The following is a 19,365-nucleotide window of genomic DNA, read 5'->3' on the forward strand; positions in this document are numbered from 1 at the left end:
CTGCCGGACATCTCCCCCTCAAGGGGGGAGATCAGCAGCTTCGGCGACATCGCCCTTTCTGCAATGTTGGAGATTGGCGAAAACCTTCGCGACATCCAATCTCCCCCCTTGAGGGGGAGATGTCCGGTCCACCCTCCGCAGCTGCAGCGCAGCTGCTGCGGAGGACGGGCAGGACAGAGAGGGGGGCCTGGGCGCCATCACCTAAAGCTGGTCATCTGATATGACCGATTACAAAACCCTCATCGACGCCGAGACGTGGGCCTTCATCGAGAAGACCAATTCCTATTATCCGCCGGATACGATCGACTACACGATCGCCGAGCAACGCGCGATCTACAACCGCATGTGCCGGGAATTCTTCGCCGGCTATCCGCAAGGCGTGACAGCCGAGACGACGGCCATCACTGATCCCACCAACAGCATCCCGATCCGCATCTATCGCAGCGCGACGCCGAACCAGGCGGCGGCGGTGCTCTACATCCATGGTGGTGGCTACATTCTGGGCGGGCTCGACAGCCATGATGATGTCTGCGCCGAGCTCTGCCACCGCACCGGCTATGAGGTGGTCTCCGTCGATTATCGCCTGGCGCCGGAACATCTGCATCCGGCCGCCTTCGACGATGCGATGAGCGCCTTCGAATGGGCCGCTGAGACCTATGACCGCGCGATCGTGCTCTGCGGTGACAGCGCCGGCGGCAATCTCTGCGCCGCGGTCAGCCACGCGACGCGCGGTCACGTCAAGAAGCCGGCCGGCCAGGTGCTGATCTATCCCAGCCTTGGCGGCGACCGCTCGCGCGGCTCGTACATCAACCATGCCGGGGCGCCGATGCTGACTGCGCGCGATCTCGACTTCTACAAAGATATCCGCACCGGCGGCGTCGACCGGACCGGCGACATCACCTTGTATCCGCTCGCCGATGCCGATTTCGCCTACCTGCCGCCGACCGTGGTGATCACCGCGCAATGCGATCCGCTGTCCTCCGACGGCGAAGCCTATCGCGACCGCGTCATAGCTGCCGGTGGCCTGGCCTATTGGTTCGAGGAGCCGGGGCTGGTGCACGGCTATCTCAGAGCCCGGCACGCGGTCGGCCGGGCGCGGTCGAGCTTCACCCGCATCGTCGAGGCGGTATCCATGCTCGGCAAGGGCGAGTGGGTCTGGTGATCCAGGGTCAGCCTACTCAAACAGATTGAACCTTTCCATGCCCGTCCGCGACTGACGTGCAGGCACCGCAATGGTGCGGGCCGAAAGGAAAGCCCCAATGACCCGAAACCCAGAGGCTCCGCGGTCTCCAGGAACAACGCAAGCTCGGCGCGCCCACCGTCTTCGGGACGGGATCGATGCGCTGGGCTTCCGGCTGATTCCGTTGACCCTGCCAAGGAGCCGGCGTATCGTGACCAAGCGGAAAAAAGACAATTCGATCAGGGACGAACGAGCCGGAACGCCGCGCCTTGCCCTGATTTGCGCGGCGAAAACGGATGGTTCTTCCGACGGCCTCGGGGGGAGTTCAATGTTTTGCGACCGCGGCTCGTTCGTGGCTTCCCGCGCTGGCCATATAGGCCGCGCGATAACGACGACCAGCGGAATTCTCGCTTTGGCGCTGTCCGCCGGCCTCTGGCCCGGCAGCTCCGCCCAAGCCCAGGAAGCACGGATCATCTATCCCGGCTCGATGGCGGTGACCGGCTTCCCCGGCACCGTTATCCCCAATTTTGACTCTCCCGATTCTGAAAAGGGGGGCCTGCCACCCGGCGTCGACCCGGTCGACGAAACCTTCATCGACACCGCGCAGGCCTCGTTGCGGATTTTCGACGTCTCGCATCTCGGTGGACCGGCCTCCGGTCAGCTCGTCTACACCCCGCCGCCTTTCGAGGTGACTGCCGGCCAGATCGGCGAAGTATTCGGCCTCACCTATGACGACGGCGTCCGCGATGGGGTGCCGTCGGGTGTTCCGAACCTCTATGCGGCGGCGACCTCGCTGCATGGCATCGAGATCGTCACGCCGGACGCCGACAATGACGGGCGCCCCGAGCGGCAGCGCCGCGGCACCGCGGGCGCCGTCTTCATGGAGGGGCAGTTCGGCACCGAGAACGGCGGCGGGCCTGGCACGATCTGGAAGATCGACGGCATCAGCGGCGCCGTCTCGAAATTCGCCGACATCGGCACAAACAGCGGTCCCGGCATCGGCAATCTCGCCTTCGACCCGACCCACCGTGAGTTCTTCGCCTCCGACCTCGACACCGGGCTGATTCACCGCATCGATATCGAGGGCAATCTGATCGACACGTTCGACCATGGCGTTGCCGGACGCCCGGCGCATGGGCTGGCCCCGGTCGCCGACGACGGCGCCGTCATGGACATCCAGGGCGCCGCCTTCGATGGCGAGAACCCCGGAACCTGGGGTTATACGCAGGACGAACGTCGCGTATGGGCAGTCTCCTATCATGGCGGGCGGCTCTATTATTCGGTCGGCGGGAAGGCCGAGATCTGGTCGGTCGGCATTGCGAGCGACGGCGGCTTTGCCGGCGATCCGCGCTGGGAGTTGACGGTCAAGGCCGACAAGGACCAGGCCGTCACCGATATCGCCTTCGACAACAAGGGTTTCATGTATCTCGCCCAGCGTGGCCCGGTCGAAAACCGCTACGACTACAGCCGCTTCGCCGATTCCGGACAGGGCGAAGTCATCCGCTACCAGCGCGAAGACCCGGACGATCCGGCGACGGCATCGGTCTGGGTGGAAGCCCCGCAGGAATACGCAATCGGCTTCCCGCAGACCAACCGTCAGTCGGCCGGCGGCGTCGACCTGCAATATGGCTATGACGCCGAAGGCAATCTCGACACTTCGGTCTGCGCCGATACCGTCGCCAACACCGGCGACAAATTGCGCGACAATCCGGGGCTGGCCGAGCGGCTCGCCGCCGGCGGGCCGCTTGCCGTGCATGGTGTGCAGTTGACGCCGAGCGCGCTGGTCAAGCCGGCCAACGTTCCGCCCTTCGGCTCATGGTTCGTCGACTTCGACGGTTATTTCGAAGACCCCGACGTTGAAGGCCATGTCGGCGACATCAGGGTATGGCGCCCCTGCGAGGGCCGCGCCGGCTATTATGAGGAAATCCCCGGCGGCGGCTTCCTGCCCCCCTTCTATCCGCCGGACTTCCCGCCGCCCGGCAATCTGCCGCCCTGCGTCGATGTCGAGGACGTGCACTATTACTGCACGCCGCGCGGACTTCAGGCCGATCTCTATCTCAAAGACCCGGCCGGCTTCGGCGGCGATTCGATAAAGGCGCAGTCCAAGACGCCTGGCGTCGGGGTGACCTCGCCGATCTCGCACGCGCCGGGCAAGCCCTACACGATCGACGTCACCGGCCATAATCCGGGTGAGACCGTCAATGTCGGGCTCTGCTTCTACAAGAAGTCCGACCAGGACAAGGGCGGCTATTACCCTTGCTGCAAGATGACGCTGCCGCTCAGAACGCCGGCCGTCAGCTGCGAAGCGCCGAGGAGGGACAGATGAGCAGTCTCGCCCTTCCCCGCTTCGCTTCGCGCAAAACCGTTACGATCATGAAACCGCTGTCATACGCCAGGCGCGGCGCGCGTTGGCTGATGGCGGCCGGCATCGCGATCGCCATGATGCCGGCATTGCCGGTGCTTGCCCAAGACAAGGCCGCGGCGGCTACCGGCCAAGCCGCGGAATCCGCTCCTGAACCGCGCGGCATCAATCCTGAGCTCAGTCGCATAGTGCCATTCTTCACCAAGAAAGGCGGCCAGAGAGGCTGCGATTCCGCCGACTATGTCTTGAGCTTCGGCATCCGCGGCGACCCGCAGGACTTCGACCGGCCAAGCGTGGCGGCCCTGCTGAAAGCGACAAGGCTCGACTTCAAGGACCAGTTGCCGCACGGCTTGCAGATCGTCAGCGTCGATGTCGCCGGAGACGGCACCAGCGCCTCCGGCGGACCGTTGCCCGCTGCTTCGATCAGCACATCGGCCAGCCCGAACGACACGGCCAGCGTTTCCAACTTCCGCATCAGCGCTTCCAACCTCGACGGTGTCGGCGCCGCGAATGAACGCATCATTAATTTCCGGATCACGGCCAAGATCGATCCTGCGACCTTCCCCGTGCCGGCGACGGTCGATAACCAGGGACTGATTGAAGTGGCCTTCAGGGGTGGTCCGGCAACCACGATCCCGTCGCAGGATCCCGACAAGCCCGACGACGGCGATTTGCTCACCGGCGTCAAGACCTCGATCCAGATCGACCCGACCAAATGCAACCCGCCGCCTCCGCCTCCTAGCAAGGAGTGCTTCAAGTTCGAGCGCGGCACGGTCGATTGCGTGCCCGGCGGCGGCGCCTTCATCTACCACATGCCGGTCGGCCCGGAGATGGGCGGCAAGTGGGTGCAGGTGTCGACGACCACACCCGGCATCACAATCGTGCCCGACACGCAGCAGGTGCCTGCCGGCGGCGGCGTGCTGGACTGGAAGATCGTCGGCGCCTCGCCCGGCGAGGCCATCCATCTCATCGTCTCCGGCATCGAACCCTATGCCGGACCGAAGGAGGGCTGGGGGCTTTGCTGCACGCAGACGATCGACATCGTCATCCCGCGCGACCTCAGATGCCCGCCCGAAAAGCAACCCGACCTCAAGGTGGAGAAGTGGGCCGAGGTGCCGCGCTGCACGATGGCCGGCGGCTGCGACTTCACGATCACGGTCACCAATGTCGGCGATGCGCCCTACAACGGCAAGATCGTGCTCGACGAGGTGATATTGCCAGCCGGCTCGGTGCTCACTTCAGGGCCAAATCCGCCCTGGGTCTGCGTGCCCGCAACGACTCCGATGACCTGCACCTATCCGGCGACGACGCTCAATCCCGGCGCCTCCGTCGTCCTCAAGCTCGGCTTCAAGCCGGCCGGCGGCTGGCAGGGCGGCGTGCTGCGCAATTGCGCCGCCTATGACTACCAGGCCAGCGGGAAGCCGCTGTTTGGCAGCCAGCAGAACGACCGTGGCTGCGCCTCGATCCCGATCTGCCGCCGTGGCGATCGCGACCCGCAGTGCCAGCCTCCGGTCGGGAAGAAGGTCGACCTGATCCTGAAGAAGCGCGCCCGCATCCCGGTCTGCACGCCGGACGGCGTCTGCACCTTCGTGATCGACATCATCAACAACGGCACCAGCACCTATAACGGGCCGTTGACGGTGCTCGACACCTACCCGGGCGGCGCGCCGACCTCCTCGACCTTCGGGCCGAGCCCGCCCTGGACCTGCGGCCCGAACGGCCCCGGCCAGTTCCGCTGCGACAATGCCGGCATCTCGTTGCCTCCGGGTGCTTCGGCGTCGATTGTCGTCAATGCGGCGATGCCGGCGAATTACCGGCTGGACAGTGTCGAGAACTGCGCCGAGGTGAAGGCGGTAGCCGGTGAGGTCGACTTTGCCAATAACAAGGCCTGCGCCAAGGAACGTATCCGCCATCCGAACGGCGGCCTGCCCGGCCTGCGCATCACCAAGGTGTGCGACGGTTCGCTGGCGGGTGCTGCGACGGTGTCCTGCCGCATCACTGTCAGCAACACCGGCACCGCAGCCCCGACCGGGCCGGTGCGGGTCAACGATGCCGCCACGCTGGTGTCGGGCGGAGCGCCCGCGCAGGTCCAGACCATCACGCCCGATGGCGCAGACTGGACTTGCGGACCGGTGCCTGCCAACACAGTGTCGTGCCAGATACCCGGCTCCGTCATGACGCCCGGAGCCTCCAGGCATTTCAACGTGACTGTGAGTGGTAATGGCGAATTCGAGAACTGCGCGCGCGGCTCCTACGGGCCGGCGCCGGGAGACGACGTCGTCTATCCGATCGGCCAGGCCTGCGCGAAGGGCGGCGGCGGCTCGACCATTCGCGTCGAGAAGACCGGCGATGCCGAGTGCCGGCCGGGAGAGTCCTGCTCGTTCGAGATCACCATCACGAACGATGGCCCGAACTCCTTCTCCGGTCCGGTCCGCATCGGCGATGCGATCGGCGTGGACGGGCTCGGCCGGCTGGAAGGCGTCCGGATCACCGCGATCGAGCCGCCCTTCGGCTGCTCGCCGGAGCCGGCGACGCTGCCGGCGTCCTGCATCGCCAACCTGGCGCTCGGCGCCGGCGAAAGCCGCAAGCACCATGTCACCGTGACCCTTCCCGACGACAGGCGGCTTGCCGATCTCAAGGGCACGGTCAGCGGGCAGAACTGCGTTGGCGTGCTCTCGCCGAACACACCGGTGCAAAGCGGCGGCGACGTGCTGTCGCGCACGCCGAGCGGCGTGCAGGGCGATCGCGGCAAGGCTTATGCGTGCCATCCCTTCACCGTCAGCCGAGAGGTTAAGAACCAGTGCTTGTACGGAATGGTGCTGAACTCGGCCGGCCGTTGTGTCTGTCCGGAAGGCACCACCTTCCGTGACGGCCAATGCTCTTCCGGCGGCAGCAAGCTTCTGCCGCTGCCGGTGCCGCAGCGTTGCGTCCTGCTGCAGGGCCAGATCCGGACCGAGGACGGGCGCTGCGTCTGCCCGCGCGGCACGGAACTGGTAAATGGCAAGTGTGTGCAAAGCGAGCAGCCGCAGGAGCCGCAGTGCACGCTGCGTCCCGGCCAGTACCGCGACCAGGAGGGCAATTGCGTCTGCCGGCGCGGCGAGCTGGTGAACGGCGTCTGCCAGATTGTTCCGCCGAAATGCAGTATCCGCGGCGCGGTACTGACCGCCGAAGGCTGCGTCTGTCCCCAAGGCACCCATCTCGACCGGGTCGCCAAGGCTTGCGTGCCGGACCGGCAGCCGCCGAGCCAGTGCCGCATCCGTGGCCAGGTACGCAATGGAGATGGCGATTGCGTCTGCCCGAGCGGCATGGAAGTGCGCGGCAAGGCCTGCAGGCCGATCCAGACCAGCCAGTGCCGCATCCGCGGCCAGGTGCGTGACGCCAACGGCAACTGCGCCTGCCCCGACGGCCTGGAGGTACGTGGCAAGGCCTGCCAGCCGCCAAAGCCGAACCAAGAGCAGTGCACCATCCGCGGCCAGGTCCACAACAAGCGGGGCGACTGCGTCTGCCCGCGTGGAACCGAGATCCGCGACGGCGCCTGCCGCAGGCCGCCGGTGGAATGCGCACCGGGTGCCGAGTTCATCGACGGACAGTGCCAGCCGGTCTTCACCCGGCAGCGCTGCCCGGCCGGAACGACCGGACAGTATCCGGATTGCTACCCGATCCGCAGGCGGCCGGGCATCGAGATCAACCCCGGCATCCTGCTCAATCCGCTGCAGCAACTGGTGCCGCAGCGCCAGCCGCGGCGGCTGCTGCAGGACCCGGCAGGCGCCAACATCCAGAACTTCAAGCCGTAATTCGGCCGGCTGAAAAACGAAGCCCGCCGGAGCCATCCGGCGGGTTTTGTGTTGTTCCTCTTGTTTAGCCGCATTTCTGCGGCGCCAGATGATTCCACTTGGCTGCAAAATGCTCTAGGCAGTTCTGATCGCAACAAGGGCGAGGCCCGATTATGAGCAAGAAGACACTGATCGCGCCCTCGGTGCTGGCGTCGGATTTCTCGAAACTCGGTGATGAGGTCGAGGCTGTTGCTGCCGCCGGCGCCGATTGGATCCATCTCGACGTGATGGACGGTCATTTCGTGCCCAACATCACCTTTGGCCCGCCGGTGATCAAAGCGATCCGCGACCGCACCAAAACCTTCTTCGATTGCCATCTTATGATTTCGCCGGCCGATCCTTATCTCGCAGCCTTCGCCGAAGCCGGCTGCGACGGCATGACGGTGCATGCCGAGGCGGGACCGCATCTCGACCGCTCGTTGCAGACCATCAGGAATCTCGGCAAGAAGGCCGGCGTCTCGCTCAACCCAGCGACGCCGGAAACGGCGATCGAATATGTGCTCGACCGGCTCGACCTCATCCTGATCATGACCGTCAATCCAGGCTTCGGCGGCCAGGCCTTCATTCCGGCCATTGTCGACAAGGTGAAACGGGTGAAGGCGCTGATCGGCGACCGGCCGATCCGCATCGAGATCGACGGCGGTGTTTCGCCGGAGACGGCGCCGCTGGTGACAGCCGCCGGCGCCAACGTGCTGGTGGCCGGTGCCGCCGTCTTCAAGGGCGGCGGTGTCGAGGCGTACCGGGCAAATATCGAGGCGATCCGTTCGGCAGCCGACAGCGCGGCCATCTGAAAAAGCGATTTATCATTTGCAAGCGCAAGCTGCACGACCGCACCTGCTGTTGAATGGCCGCTCAATACATCAACTTGCGCAGGAATCTCAGGTTTTCTACCCGAACTTTACTGTCGCGACCCGATCGAGCGCCTGTCTCCTCTTAAAGTCGAATACCGTCATCTTCCGCTTGAGGCGGCATTGCCCCGTTGTATGATACATGTACGGGAAATTGCTTCGCCGCGGGGCCCTGACTAATCAGGGGCAAGCAACAGGAGTTGGATTGACAAACGCAAACGCCGATCCGGGCGAGGGCAAGCGTGCCAAGAGCACGCTGGCCAGCACGGTCTATCAACAGCTTCGCGACGATCTTCTGCGTGGCGTGCTCGAAACCGAAAGCAAGCTGCGGGTCGAGTGGGTGGTTTCGCGATACGGCGCGGGGGCTTCGCCGGTGCGCGAAGCCCTCAACCGCCTTGCCTCCGAAGGACTGCTCGGGCGCCACGACCAGCGCGGCTTCTTCCTGATGCCGGTGAGCGCGGAGGAACTGGAGGAACTGACCCGCACGCGCTGCTGGCTGGAAGAGCGAGCGCTGCGCGAATCGATCGAGCACCGCACCGCCGAATGGGAGGAGCAGCTGGTGCTGGCGCTGCACCGCCTGGCCCGCGCGCAACGCCGCCCGACCGATGATCCTTCGTCGCACAATCCCGATTGGAAGACGTTGCACCGCTTCTTCCACCGCGCGCTGATTTCGGGTTGCCGGTCGCGCTGGCTGGTTGGTTTCTGCGAACAGCTTTCCGACCAGGCCTCCCGCTACCGGCTGATGTCGCAACACGGTCCAGGCAATGAGCGCGACGATCTCGCCGAGCATCGGCTGATCGCCGAGCGCACCCTGGACGGCGACGCCGACGGTGCGGTGGAGGCCCTGCTCAGCCACTACCGCCTGACGGCGGCCATGTGCATGGCCCGCCTCAACCAGGGCGATGGCCTGATGGCCGGCTTAGGCAAGACGGGCCGGGTCCGCAGATAGCTGCCCATCGCCGACAAATCTGATATTCGCTTCGGCAAACGCGATTTGCCATTGGCTTCGACGCCCGAGGGAATCTCATGACCAATCACCTGTTCGATGCCTTTCGCGCCCGAATGCCGGCTGCCGATCGCCTGCTCATGGAGACGGACGACGGCCGCTCAATCTCCTATGGCGATATGCTGGCGAAATCGGCGCAGCTGGCGCATGCGCTGTTGCAACTGGATGTCGAGCCGGGCGACCGGGTCGCCGTGCAGATCGAGAAAAGCCCCGAGGCGGTGCTGCTCTATCTGGCCTGCGTTCGCGTCGGCGCCGTTTTCCTGCCGCTCAACACCGCCTACACGCTGCCGGAACTCGCCTATTTCTTTGGCGATGCCGAGCCCCGGCTGATCGTCTGCGATCCGGCAAGGGCGGCCGATATCGAAATGCTGGCCGAGGGTACGGGCGCCGCCGCCGTCGCGCTCGGCGGCAATGGCCAGGGCTCGCTGATCGACCAGGCCTCGCGGCTGCCGTCGGAATTCCGTGATGTGGTGCGGGGGCCGGACGACCTTGCCGCAATCCTCTACACCTCCGGCACAACGGGCCGCTCCAAGGGAGCCATGCTCAGCCACGAGAATCTCGCCTCCAATGCACGCGTTCTGGTCGAGCAGTGGCGCTTCAGCCCGAACGACGTACTGATCCACGCGCTGCCGATCTTCCACACGCATGGGCTGTTCGTCGCCACCCATGTCACTCTGATGGCCGGCGCAAAAATGCTGTTCGAACGGAAGTTCGACCCGGGCCGCATCATATCGCTTCTGCCGCGCGCGACGGTGCTGATGGGCGTGCCGACCTTCTATGTGCGGCTGCTGCAGCAGGACGGCCTGACGCAGGAGGCCGCCAAGGCCATGCGGCTGTTCATCTCAGGCTCGGCGCCGCTGCTTGCCGAGACACATAATGCCTGGCGCGAGCGCACCGGCCACGCCATCCTCGAGCGCTACGGCATGACCGAAACCAACATGAACACCTCGAACCCCTATGACGGCGAGCGGCGGGCCGGCACGGTCGGCTTTCCCCTGCCTGGTGTCACGCTGCGCATCACCGATCCCGAAAGCGGCAGGCTACTTGCCCAGGGCGACATCGGCATGATCGAGGTGAAGGGGACAAACGTCTTCTCGGGCTACTGGCGGATGCCGGAGAAGACAAAGGCCGAGTTCCGCGAGGACGGCTTCTTTATCACCGGCGATCTCGGGCTGATCGATGCCGACGGCTACGTCCACATCGTCGGACGCGGCAAAGACGTGATCATTTCCGGCGGCTACAACATCTATCCGAAGGAGGTCGAGAGCGAGATCGACGCGCTTGCCGGCGTCAGCGAGAGCGCCGTGATCGGCGTCGCCCATCCGGATTTCGGCGAAGGCGTCACAGCAGTGGTGGTGCGCAAGCCGGGATCGGCCGTCAGCGCCGCCGACATTGCCGACGCCATCGCCGGACGGCTGGCGAAATACAAGCATCCGAAGCAGGTGATCTTCGTCGACGAATTGCCGCGCAACACGATGGGCAAGGTGCAGAAGAACGTTTTGCGCGAGATGTATAAGGATATCTATGGGGCGAGCAAAGCCGGCTAAACATCCATCGCGTCATCCTAGGGCGAAGCAAGGAGCGAAGCGAAGCGCGCAGACCCTGGGATCCATTCCGTGACGCTAAGGCATTGCAACGATTACAGAATTCTGCACCGCTGCGCTCCGCGGGAGAGGTCACGGAATGGATCCTCGGGTCAAGCCCGAGGATGACGAAAACCGCGAAGGCCTATGCTCCAAACACCTTCCTGCCGCCGATCCAGACGCTCTTCACGCCCAGCCCCTCCGACAGGCCGACGATGTCGGCGGCGGTGCCGTTGGCGAAGCGGCCGAGCCGGTGCGCCTGGCCGATCGCTTGCGCCGGATAGAGCGAGGCCATGCGCAAGGCTTCGTCGAGTTCGAGCCCGACGACGCGATGGACGAAGCGGACGGCCGAGATCATGTCTAGATCGGCACCGGCCAGCGTGCCGTCGGCAAGCCTGAGGGTCCCGTCCTTGCGATAGATGGTGCGGCCGTTGAGCGTGAAGGAGGTCATGTCGGTGCCGATCGTCGCCATGGCGTCGCTGACCAGCAGGATCTTGCCCGGACCCTGCTTGGCACGCAGCGCAAGGATTATCGTTGCCGGATGGACGTGGATGCCGTCGGCGATGATGCCGGCAAATAAGCTGCCCGTGTCGATTGCCGCCCCGGCCAATCCGGGCTCGCGATTGCCGATCTGACTCATGGCGTTGAACAGATGCGTGGCCATGGTGGCGCCGGCTGCAGCAAAAGCGCTGGCGATCTTGTAACCCGTGTCGGAATGGCCGAGGCTGACGATGATGCCGGCCTTGGCGAGCGCTGTGACGCGGGCAGACTCGACCGATTCCGGCGCGATCGTGGTGAGCAGGACAGGAAGTTTCTTCCGCGCGGCGATCAGTGCCGCCTGGTCGGCATCCGTCATCGGCCGGATCAAGGCAGGATCATGCGCGCCCTTGCGCGCGACCGACAGATGCGGACCTTCGAGATGCAGGCCGAGAAAGCCCGGCACCTTGCGCCGGGCGGCCTCCGCGCCGGCGGCGACAGCGGCGGCGGTGGTTTCCGGCGTGTCGGTGATCAGCGTCGGCAGCAGCGCCGTCGTGCCGAACGGCGCGTGCGCCCGGCAGATGGTTTCGACCGAGGCAACATCGGGGTGATCGTTGAGCATGACGCCGCCGCCGCCATTGACCTGCAGGTCGACGAAGCCTGGCACCAGCAGCCCGCCGCCGGTCTCGACCTCGGCAACACCGGATGGAATGGCGCCGACGGGCAGGATGGCCTCGATCAGGCCGTCCCTGACGACCAGGGCGGCATCGTCGTGCCAGTCGGCGCCATCGAAGATCTTGGCGCCGGTCAGGGCGAAACGGTCGCTCATACGGTTTCCGTCACCTTGCGCAGATTGCGCGGCGTATCGGGGTCGAGGCCGCGATGGCGGGCGAAGGCCTCGACGAAGCCATAGAAGGACACGATCAGCGGCAGCGGATCGGTGAGCGGATGGCCGGTGGCGACATAAGGCAGCTTCAGGGCAGTCTTCACCTTGTCCGAGGTGGCGAAGGCGGCGGCGCCCTTGGCCGCCACGCCGTCAGCGGCCTCGGCGACGGACGGTTCCGAGGCATCCCGCGCGGCGAGCGCCAGGACCGGAAAACCCGGCCCGACCAGCGCCAGCGGCCCATGCATAACCTCGGCGGCGCTGTAGGCCTCGGCATGCATGGCGCAGGTTTCCTTGAACTTCAGCGCCGCCTCGCTGGCGATGGCGAAGGACGGGCCGCGGCCGAGGATGAACAGCGACTGCGGCGCCGCCAGCGCCGCGGCCAGCGCCATCCAGTCGCAGGCGATCGCCTTGTCGAAATGCTCCGGCAGGCGCGCGAGTGCCGCCAGCAATGCCTGATCGCCGGTGCTGTGCGCCATCAGCGCCATGCCGGCGACGGCGGAATTGACGAAGGTCTTGGTGGCCGCGACGCTGCGCTCCGGCCCTGCGAGAATATCGATGGCATAGTCCGAAGCTCGCGCCAGCGGCGAGTCGGCGGTGTTGGTGATGGCGACGGTGAGAGCACCGCCGGCCCTTGCCGTTTCGGCCATGGCGACAATGTCCGGGCTCTTGCCGGATTGCGAGATCGCCAGGCAGGCCGAGCCGCGCAGCCTGAGTTTCGCGCCGTAGATCGACGCGATCGACGGACCCACGGAAGCGACCGCAAGGCCGGCGGTCAGCTCGACGGCGTATTTCATGAAGGTGGCGGCATGGTCGGACGAGCCGCGCGCCACGGTGACGACGAAATGCGGGTCGCGCTCGCGAAGGCCGCGTCCTGCCTCGGCAAGCACAGCGGCCGAGCCGTCGAGCAGGCGGGCGGCGGCTTGCGGGATCTCGTCGATCTCGCGCCGCATATGGGTGGTGTTTGAATTCATGGTCGGCTGTCCTCTCCCGGCCCGGTCAGCCGGAGTTCGGCGACAAAATCATAGGCATCGCCCCTGTAGGTGGAGCGGGTGAATTCGATCACCTTGCCGCTCGTCAGATAGGAAATGCGCTCGATGTGCAGTCCGGCAACCCCCGGCGACACTTCCAGCAGGCGCGCATCGCCGTCGCCGAGATTGGCGGCGGAAATCCGCTGCACCGCCCGCACTGGGCGATTGCCGGTCAATTCCAGCGTGGCATAGAGCGATGAGCCGATCGCCTCGGGATCGGGCAGCACGCTGGCTGAGAGCGCCGCGCGCTCGATCGCCAGCGGCGTGTCGTTGGCGATGCGCAGGCGCGCGACGCGCGCCACCAGCTCGTTCGACGACAGGCCGAGCACCATCATTTCGTCCGGCGAAGGCGCATAAAGGCCGCGGTCGAGCCAGGCCGAGCGCACCGCCATGCCGCGGCGCGCCATGTCCTCGGTGAAGGAGGTGAGCATCGACAGCGACTGCTCGACACGCTCCATGCGCGGCGCGACGAAGGTGCCGGAACCATGGCGCTGGACCAGGATGCCGCCCTTGACCAGATCCTGCACCGCCTTGCGCACGGTGACACGCGAGATGTCGGCCTTGCTGGCGATGTCGCGCTCGGACGGCAGCGCGTCGCCCGGGCCGATCAGGCCGCGACTGACCGCTTCCTCGATGCTTTTCCTGAGCTGCAGGTAAAGCGGGGCGCCGCTCTGCGAGGATTCTTTCAGCATGGCGAAGATCTGGTCGGCGGCGCTCATCGCGGCGCCTCCGACTTGCCGGCGAAAATGCGCAGCGCCATCTGCACCGCACCGCCGAGCGCGTCGTCGAGCGGGGATTTCAGCAGCGCCTGGTAACGCGCCGACAGGCGCGGCGCGTAAAGCGGCGCCAGCCCGCCGAGCAGGCAGAGCGGCGCATCGCCGGCGAGGTCGAGCGCGCCGAGCGATGCCTCGACGTCGGCGACCGCCTTGTCGAGGATCCAGGTGGCGACGAGATCGCCCTTTTCGGCATGTTCGAACACTTTTGGCGCAAAGCCACCGAAATCGCCGGGCTTTGCATTGGTGGTGAATTCGACCACGTCTTCCGGGTTGTTGCGGAAGACGGCCAGCATGGCTTCAGTCAAGGGCGAGCCCGGGCGGATGCCGTCATAGGCGAGCAGCGTCTGCTCGAGCAGATCGCGGCCGATGCGGGCGCCGCTGCCCTGGTCGCCGACCTGGAAACCCCAGCCGCCGATGGCGCGCGACTTGCCGCCCTTGCGCGCCATATAGGCGGTGCCGGTGCCGAGGATGGCCATGGCGCCGTCGCCAGACCCGACCGCGCCCTCGAGCGCGATCTCGGCATCGGTCTCGACGCGGCTTCGGCTGAACGGCAGGATCGCCTCGAGCTGCTGCCGGTAGGTGCCGACATTGGCGCCGGCGAGGCCGAGAATGGCCGGCGTTTGCGGGATCAGTTCCGGATCCTTGCCGGCGGCGAGAAAGGCTTGCCTTGCCGCATCGACGATGTTGGCGCGGGCTCCGGTGAGGTCGGTGCGGATGTTGGCGGCGCCGCTCCTGGCGCGGCCGACGACGGTGCCGTCAACGGTCGCAAGGGCCGCCCTGCAGCTGGTGCCGCCGCCATCGATGCCAAGCACGAAATTCACGCGATTTCTCCTCGTGGCGGATAATACCAATAAAATACCAATAGCCAAGGATTAATTTCGGTTCAAAAAAGATTAAGGCGTATTTTATTGAAAACTCACCACATTTCGCCGACTAGCGACTTTCAGGTGCCGGAACTCGTTAATGGATGTGGACAAGTGGTATTTTTTTGGTATTGTTCGCTCAGTCGGAGGACAATTGATGGCCGAGATGCGCACGGAAGCGCTTCACCAGAATGCCGAGGGACTGGACGTCCAGACCCCGGATGCCATCCTTTCGTTCCTGGCCAACGCCCAGATCGAGGCCGCCAAGACCGTGCACGGCGCTATTCCGGCCATCGCCGAGGCCGCCGAACTCATCGCAAGACAATTAAAGGCTGGCGGCAGGCTCGCCTATGCGGCGGCCGGCAGCTCGGCCCTGATGGCGGTGGCCGATGCGCTAGAGCTTCCAGGCACATTCGGTATCGCGCGTGACCGTATCGCCATCCTGGTCGCCGGCGGCGACGAGGCCTTCCGCACGCTGGCCGGCGGACCCGAAGACGACACCGGGGAAGCCGCAGCGGCCGTCGCCGGCGCCGGCATCAGCAAGGGCGACTGCCTGATCGCGATTTCCGCCAGCGGCTCGACGCCCTATGCCGTGCAGGCGATCGGCGATGCACGGCGCCAGGGCGCCGCGACCATCGCAATCGCCAACAATAAAGGCGCGCCACTCTTTAACCAGGCCGACGTCGCCATCCTGCTCGAAACGCCGCCCGAGCTGATCGCCGGTTCGACGCGCATGGGCGCCGGCACCGCGCAGAAGATCGCGCTCAACATGCTGTCGACGCTCACCGCCATCCATCTCGGCCATGTCCATGACGGCTACATGGTCAACCTCACCGCCGACAACATCAAGCTGCGCGACCGCGCGGTGCGCATGGTCGCCGCCATCAGCGGCCGAGGCCGCGACGACGCGGCGCGGCTGCTCGAAGAGAGCGGCGGCGTTGTCAAAACCGCCATTCTGCTCGCCGCCGGCGCCGCCAACGCCGATGCGGCCGAGAAGATACTGGAAGGGGCCGGCCAGAAGCTCAGGCCGGCACTTTCCGCGCTGGGGCATGATCCCGAAAAGTGGAACCCGCTTTTCGGAAAAGATCATGCCCTAACAAAGAAGTAGGGCCCGTTTCATCCCGATTTCCATCGGGGCGAAACGGGCTTGCGAGGGGAGCAAGGGGCGCTAGTCCCTGTTCTCATCAGAACCGAACCTGAAAAAGGTCAACAGGGAGACTGAACATGACGACCAAATTACTGACGGCCCTTCTGCTCGGCACAAGCATCCTCGCTTCGACCGGGATGGCTCTGGCCGAGGACGTGACGCTCAACATCGAAAGCTGGCGCGGCGACGATCTTTCCATCTGGAAAGACAAGCTGATCCCGGCCTTCGAAGCCAAGAACCCCGGCATCAAGGTGGTGTTCGCACCCTCGGCGCCGACCGAGTATGACGCCGCTCTCGGCGCCAAGCTCGCCGCCGGTTCGGCCGGCGACCTGATCACCTGCCGCCCGTTCGACAAGTCGCTTGAGCTGTTCAAGAAGGGCAATCTCACCGACCTGAGCTCGCTGCCCGGCATGGACAATTTCTCGTCGGTGGCCAAGGCCGCCTGGCAGACCGACGACGGCAAGTCGAGCTTCTGCGTGCCGATGGCCTCGGTCATCCACGGCTTCATCTACAACAAGGACGCCTTCGACAAGCTCGGCCTCAAAGTGCCGACGACGCGCGACGAGTTCTACGCCGTGCTCGACAAGATCAAGGCTGACGGCACCTATATCCCGATGGCGATGGGCACCAAGGACCTCTGGGAAGCCGCGACCATGGGTTACCAGAACATCGGCCCCAACTACTGGAAGGGCGAAGAGGGCCGCCAGGCGCTGATCAAGGGCGAGCAGAAGCTGACCGATCCGCAGTGGGTCGAGCCCTACAAGGAACTGGCCAAATGGAAGCCCTATCTCGGCGACGGCTTCGAGGCGCAGACCTATCCCGACAGCCAGAACCTGTTCACGCTCGGCCGCGCCGCCATCTACCCGGCCGGCTCGTGGGAAATCGGCCTGTTCAACACGCAGGCGCAGTTCAAGATGGGAGCCTTCCCGCCGCCGGTGCAGAAGGCCGGCGACACCTGCTACATCTCCGACCATACCGACATCGGCATGGGCCTGAATGCGGCATCGAAGCATCCCGAACAGGCCAAGAAGTTCTTGGAATGGGTCGCCTCGCCCGACTTCGCCACCATCTATGCGAACGCGCTGCCGGGCTTCTTCAGCCTGAACAGCACGCCGGTGAAGATGCAAGACCCGCTGGCGCAGGAATTCGTCTCCTGGCGCGGCAAGTGCAAGTCGACGATCCGCTCGACCTACCAGATCCTGTCGCGCGGCACGCCGAACCTCGAGAACGAGACCTGGGTCGAATCGGCCAATGTCATCAACGGCACCGACACGCCGGAAGCCGCGGCCAAGAAGCTGCAGGACGGCCTCGACAGCTGGTACAAGCCGGCGAAGTAAGTCTTTAGCCAATCGAGCCGGCCGGGCGCCAGCCCGGCCGGTATTCGGACAACTTTTAGATTGCGATTGTCGGCGCCGCGTCTCGGTCTTACCCTCCAATCCGGCGGGGAAGACGAAGCCGGACTATCGCTGGCCCTTGTCCCTCGCGAGGGGACAACCGGACCGTGCATCGAGGCGTCACCTAGCATCAATTCGACCTGGAACCGAGAGAGACGGCGGGGACCGAACTCATGGCTGCACGACCGAAAAGAGCATTTCGCTGGCATATCGGCGTCTTTCTGGCGCCGGCGGTACTGGTCTATACGGCGATCATGATCCTGCCGCTCGCCGGCACGCTGCAGCTGTCGCTGTTCCGCAACATCGAGCAGGCGCAGGTGTTCGTCGGCTTCGACAATTTCCGCACGCTGTTCGGCGACCCGAACTGGTCGGTCAATTTCTGGAACGCGCTCAGGAACAATGTCTGGTTCTTCATCATCCACATGCTGGTGCAGAACCCGATCGGCGTGCTTTTGGCAGCACTTCTGTCCAGCCCGAGGCTGCGCTTCGCCGTCTTCTACCGCACGGCGATCTTCGTGCCGACGATCCTGTCCTTCGTCATCGTCGGCTTCGCCTGGAAGCTCATCCTGTCGCCGCTGTGGGGCGTGGCGCCGCACCTTCTCGACTTCGTCGGCCTGAAGAGCCTGTTCACGCCGTGGCTCGGCAAGGAGCAATATGCGCTGACCGCCCTCAGCCTGGTCTCGGTCTGGCAGTTCGTCGGCATTCCGATGATGCTGATTTATGCAGCGCTGCTGTCGATCCCCGACGAGGTGATCGAGGCGGCCGAATGCGACGGCATCACCGGCATGGCGCAGTTCTGGAAGATCAAGCTGCCGCTGATCCTGCCCTCGATCGGCATCATCTCGATCCTGACCTTCGTCGGCAATTTCAACGCGTTCGACCTGATCTACACGGCGCAAGGGGCGCTCGCCGGGCCGAACTATTCGACCGACATCCTCGGCACTTTCCTCTACCGCGCCTTCTTCGGCTTCCAGCTGCAGGTCGGCGATCCCAATATTGGCGCGGCGATCGCCACGATGATGTTCCTGATCATCCTTGCCGGCGTCTGCGTCTATCTGTTCCTCATCCAGACGCGCCTGCGTCGCTACCAGTTCTGAGGGGCGCGAGATGAGCACCGCCACACGTTCGCTGCCCCGCACCATCGGCGCCCACGCGATCCTGTTGACCTACACGGCGATCGCGCTGTTTCCGGTGATCCTGGTGATCATGAATTCGTTCAAGTCGCGCGCGGGCATCTTCGGCGCGCCGCTGACGCCGCCGACGCCGAAGACCTTCGACCTGATCGGCTATACGACGGTGATCGGCCAGGGCGATTTCATCCACTATTTCCAGAACAGCCTCGTTGTCACCGTAGGCTCGCTGTTCTTCGTGCTTCTGTTCGGCGCCATGGCCGCCTTCGCGCTGTCGGAATACCGCTTTCGCGGCAACACGATGATGGGGCTTTATCTGGCGCTCGGCATCATGATCCCGATCCGCCTCGCCACCGTCGCCATCCTGCAATTGATGGTGGCGAGCGGACTGGTCAACACGCTGACGGCGCTGATCCTGGTCTACACCGCGCAAGGCCTGCCGCTCGCCATCTTCATCCTGTCGGAATTCATGAAGCAGGTGTCGGACGATCTGAAGAATGCCGGACGCATCGACGGGCTTTCGGAATACACAATCTTCTTTCGCCTGGTGCTGCCGCTGGTCAGGCCGTCGATGGCGACGGTCGCGGTCTTCACCATGATCCCGATCTGGAACGATCTGTGGTTCCCGCTGATCCTGGCGCCGTCGGAAGAAACCAAGACGGTGACGCTCGGCGCGCAGCTCTTCCTTGGCCAGTTCGTCACCAACTGGAACGCGATCCTGGCGGCGCTGTCGCTGGCGATCCTGCCGGTGCTGATCCTCTACGTCATCTTCTCGCGGCAGCTGATCCGCGGCATCACGTCAGGAGCCGTCAAGTGAGTCCGGAAACACCTCTTCGCGTCGCAAATCCTCTA

The 19,365-nt window shown here is 65.0% G+C and carries 14 protein-coding genes; 10 read left to right on the plus strand and 4 right to left on the minus strand.

From position 1 onward, the window contains the following. The first annotated feature begins 220 nt into the window (after positions 1 to 220). From FJ974_RS01805 to FJ974_RS01830, 6 genes are all read left to right on the plus strand, one after another. Positions 221 to 1,162, plus strand: coding sequence for an alpha/beta hydrolase (locus FJ974_RS01805; RefSeq protein WP_140531399.1), 942 nt, complete (start codon positions 221 to 223; stop codon positions 1,160 to 1,162). Positions 1,163 to 1,232: 70 nt separating this feature from the next. Then, positions 1,233 to 3,506 (plus strand): hypothetical protein, encoded by a 2,274-nt coding sequence (locus FJ974_RS01810; protein WP_181177037.1) that lies wholly within the window; start codon positions 1,233 to 1,235, stop codon positions 3,504 to 3,506. Next, positions 3,503 to 7,336: a DUF11 domain-containing protein gene (locus tag FJ974_RS01815; RefSeq protein WP_140531393.1), complete on the plus strand. Its 3,834-nt coding sequence runs from the start codon at positions 3,503 to 3,505 to the stop codon at positions 7,334 to 7,336. Before FJ974_RS01810 ends, FJ974_RS01815 begins: the two co-directional genes overlap by 4 nt. Before the next feature lie 152 nt (positions 7,337 to 7,488). Beyond that, entirely contained in the window at positions 7,489 to 8,166 is a 678-nt protein-coding gene (gene rpe, locus FJ974_RS01820) for a ribulose-phosphate 3-epimerase (RefSeq protein ID WP_140531390.1), read from the plus strand. A gap of 262 nt (positions 8,167 to 8,428) precedes the next feature. Further along, positions 8,429 to 9,172, plus strand: coding sequence for a GntR family transcriptional regulator (locus tag FJ974_RS01825; RefSeq protein WP_226891443.1), 744 nt, complete (start codon positions 8,429 to 8,431; stop codon positions 9,170 to 9,172). Between the two features lie 77 nt (positions 9,173 to 9,249). After that, positions 9,250 to 10,776, plus strand: coding sequence for a malonate--CoA ligase (locus FJ974_RS01830; RefSeq protein WP_140531385.1), 1,527 nt, complete (start codon positions 9,250 to 9,252; stop codon positions 10,774 to 10,776). A gap of 181 nt (positions 10,777 to 10,957) precedes the next feature. Here FJ974_RS01830 and nagA read toward each other — a convergent pair whose 3' ends face one another. From nagA to FJ974_RS01850, 4 genes are read right to left on the minus strand one after another with little or no spacing between them, the layout of a single operon-like run. Beyond that, positions 10,958 to 12,118 carry an N-acetylglucosamine-6-phosphate deacetylase gene (nagA, locus tag FJ974_RS01835; protein WP_140531382.1) on the minus strand — a complete coding sequence of 387 codons (1,161 nt, stop codon included), beginning with the start codon at positions 12,116 to 12,118 and terminating at the stop codon, positions 10,958 to 10,960. Then, positions 12,115 to 13,146, minus strand: coding sequence for an SIS domain-containing protein (locus FJ974_RS01840; protein ID WP_140531379.1), 1,032 nt, complete (start codon positions 13,144 to 13,146; stop codon positions 12,115 to 12,117). Before FJ974_RS01840 ends, nagA begins: the two co-directional genes overlap by 4 nt. After that, positions 13,143 to 13,922: a GntR family transcriptional regulator gene (locus tag FJ974_RS01845; RefSeq protein WP_140531377.1), complete on the minus strand. Its 780-nt coding sequence runs from the start codon at positions 13,920 to 13,922 to the stop codon at positions 13,143 to 13,145. Before FJ974_RS01845 ends, FJ974_RS01840 begins: the two co-directional genes overlap by 4 nt. Then, positions 13,919 to 14,800, minus strand: coding sequence for an N-acetylglucosamine kinase (locus tag FJ974_RS01850; protein WP_140531374.1), 882 nt, complete (start codon positions 14,798 to 14,800; stop codon positions 13,919 to 13,921). The genes FJ974_RS01845 and FJ974_RS01850 overlap by 4 nt, the downstream gene beginning before the upstream one ends. Before the next feature lie 199 nt (positions 14,801 to 14,999). Here FJ974_RS01850 and FJ974_RS01855 point away from each other — a divergent pair, with 199 nt between their 5' ends. The 4 genes from FJ974_RS01855 (at position 15,000) to FJ974_RS01870 (ending at position 19,330) form a co-directional block, all read left to right on the plus strand. Next, the gene (locus tag FJ974_RS01855) at positions 15,000 to 15,950 is read left to right on the plus strand and encodes an N-acetylmuramic acid 6-phosphate etherase (protein WP_140531372.1); all 951 of its coding nucleotides are present in this window, start codon (positions 15,000 to 15,002) and stop codon (positions 15,948 to 15,950) included. A 116-nt stretch (positions 15,951 to 16,066) separates the two neighbouring features. Continuing rightward, positions 16,067 to 17,326: an ABC transporter substrate-binding protein gene (locus FJ974_RS01860; protein ID WP_140531369.1), complete on the plus strand. Its 1,260-nt coding sequence runs from the start codon at positions 16,067 to 16,069 to the stop codon at positions 17,324 to 17,326. Positions 17,327 to 17,556: 230 nt separating this feature from the next. Then, positions 17,557 to 18,480, plus strand: coding sequence for a carbohydrate ABC transporter permease (locus tag FJ974_RS01865; RefSeq protein ID WP_140531367.1), 924 nt, complete (start codon positions 17,557 to 17,559; stop codon positions 18,478 to 18,480). Between the two features lie 10 nt (positions 18,481 to 18,490). Beyond that, positions 18,491 to 19,330: a carbohydrate ABC transporter permease gene (locus FJ974_RS01870; RefSeq protein ID WP_140531364.1), complete on the plus strand. Its 840-nt coding sequence runs from the start codon at positions 18,491 to 18,493 to the stop codon at positions 19,328 to 19,330. Positions 19,331 to 19,365 lie beyond the last annotated feature (35 nt).

Origin of the sequence: Mesorhizobium sp. B1-1-8, from assembly GCF_006442795.2 — a bacterium.
GTDB lineage: Bacteria > Pseudomonadota > Alphaproteobacteria > Rhizobiales > Rhizobiaceae > Mesorhizobium.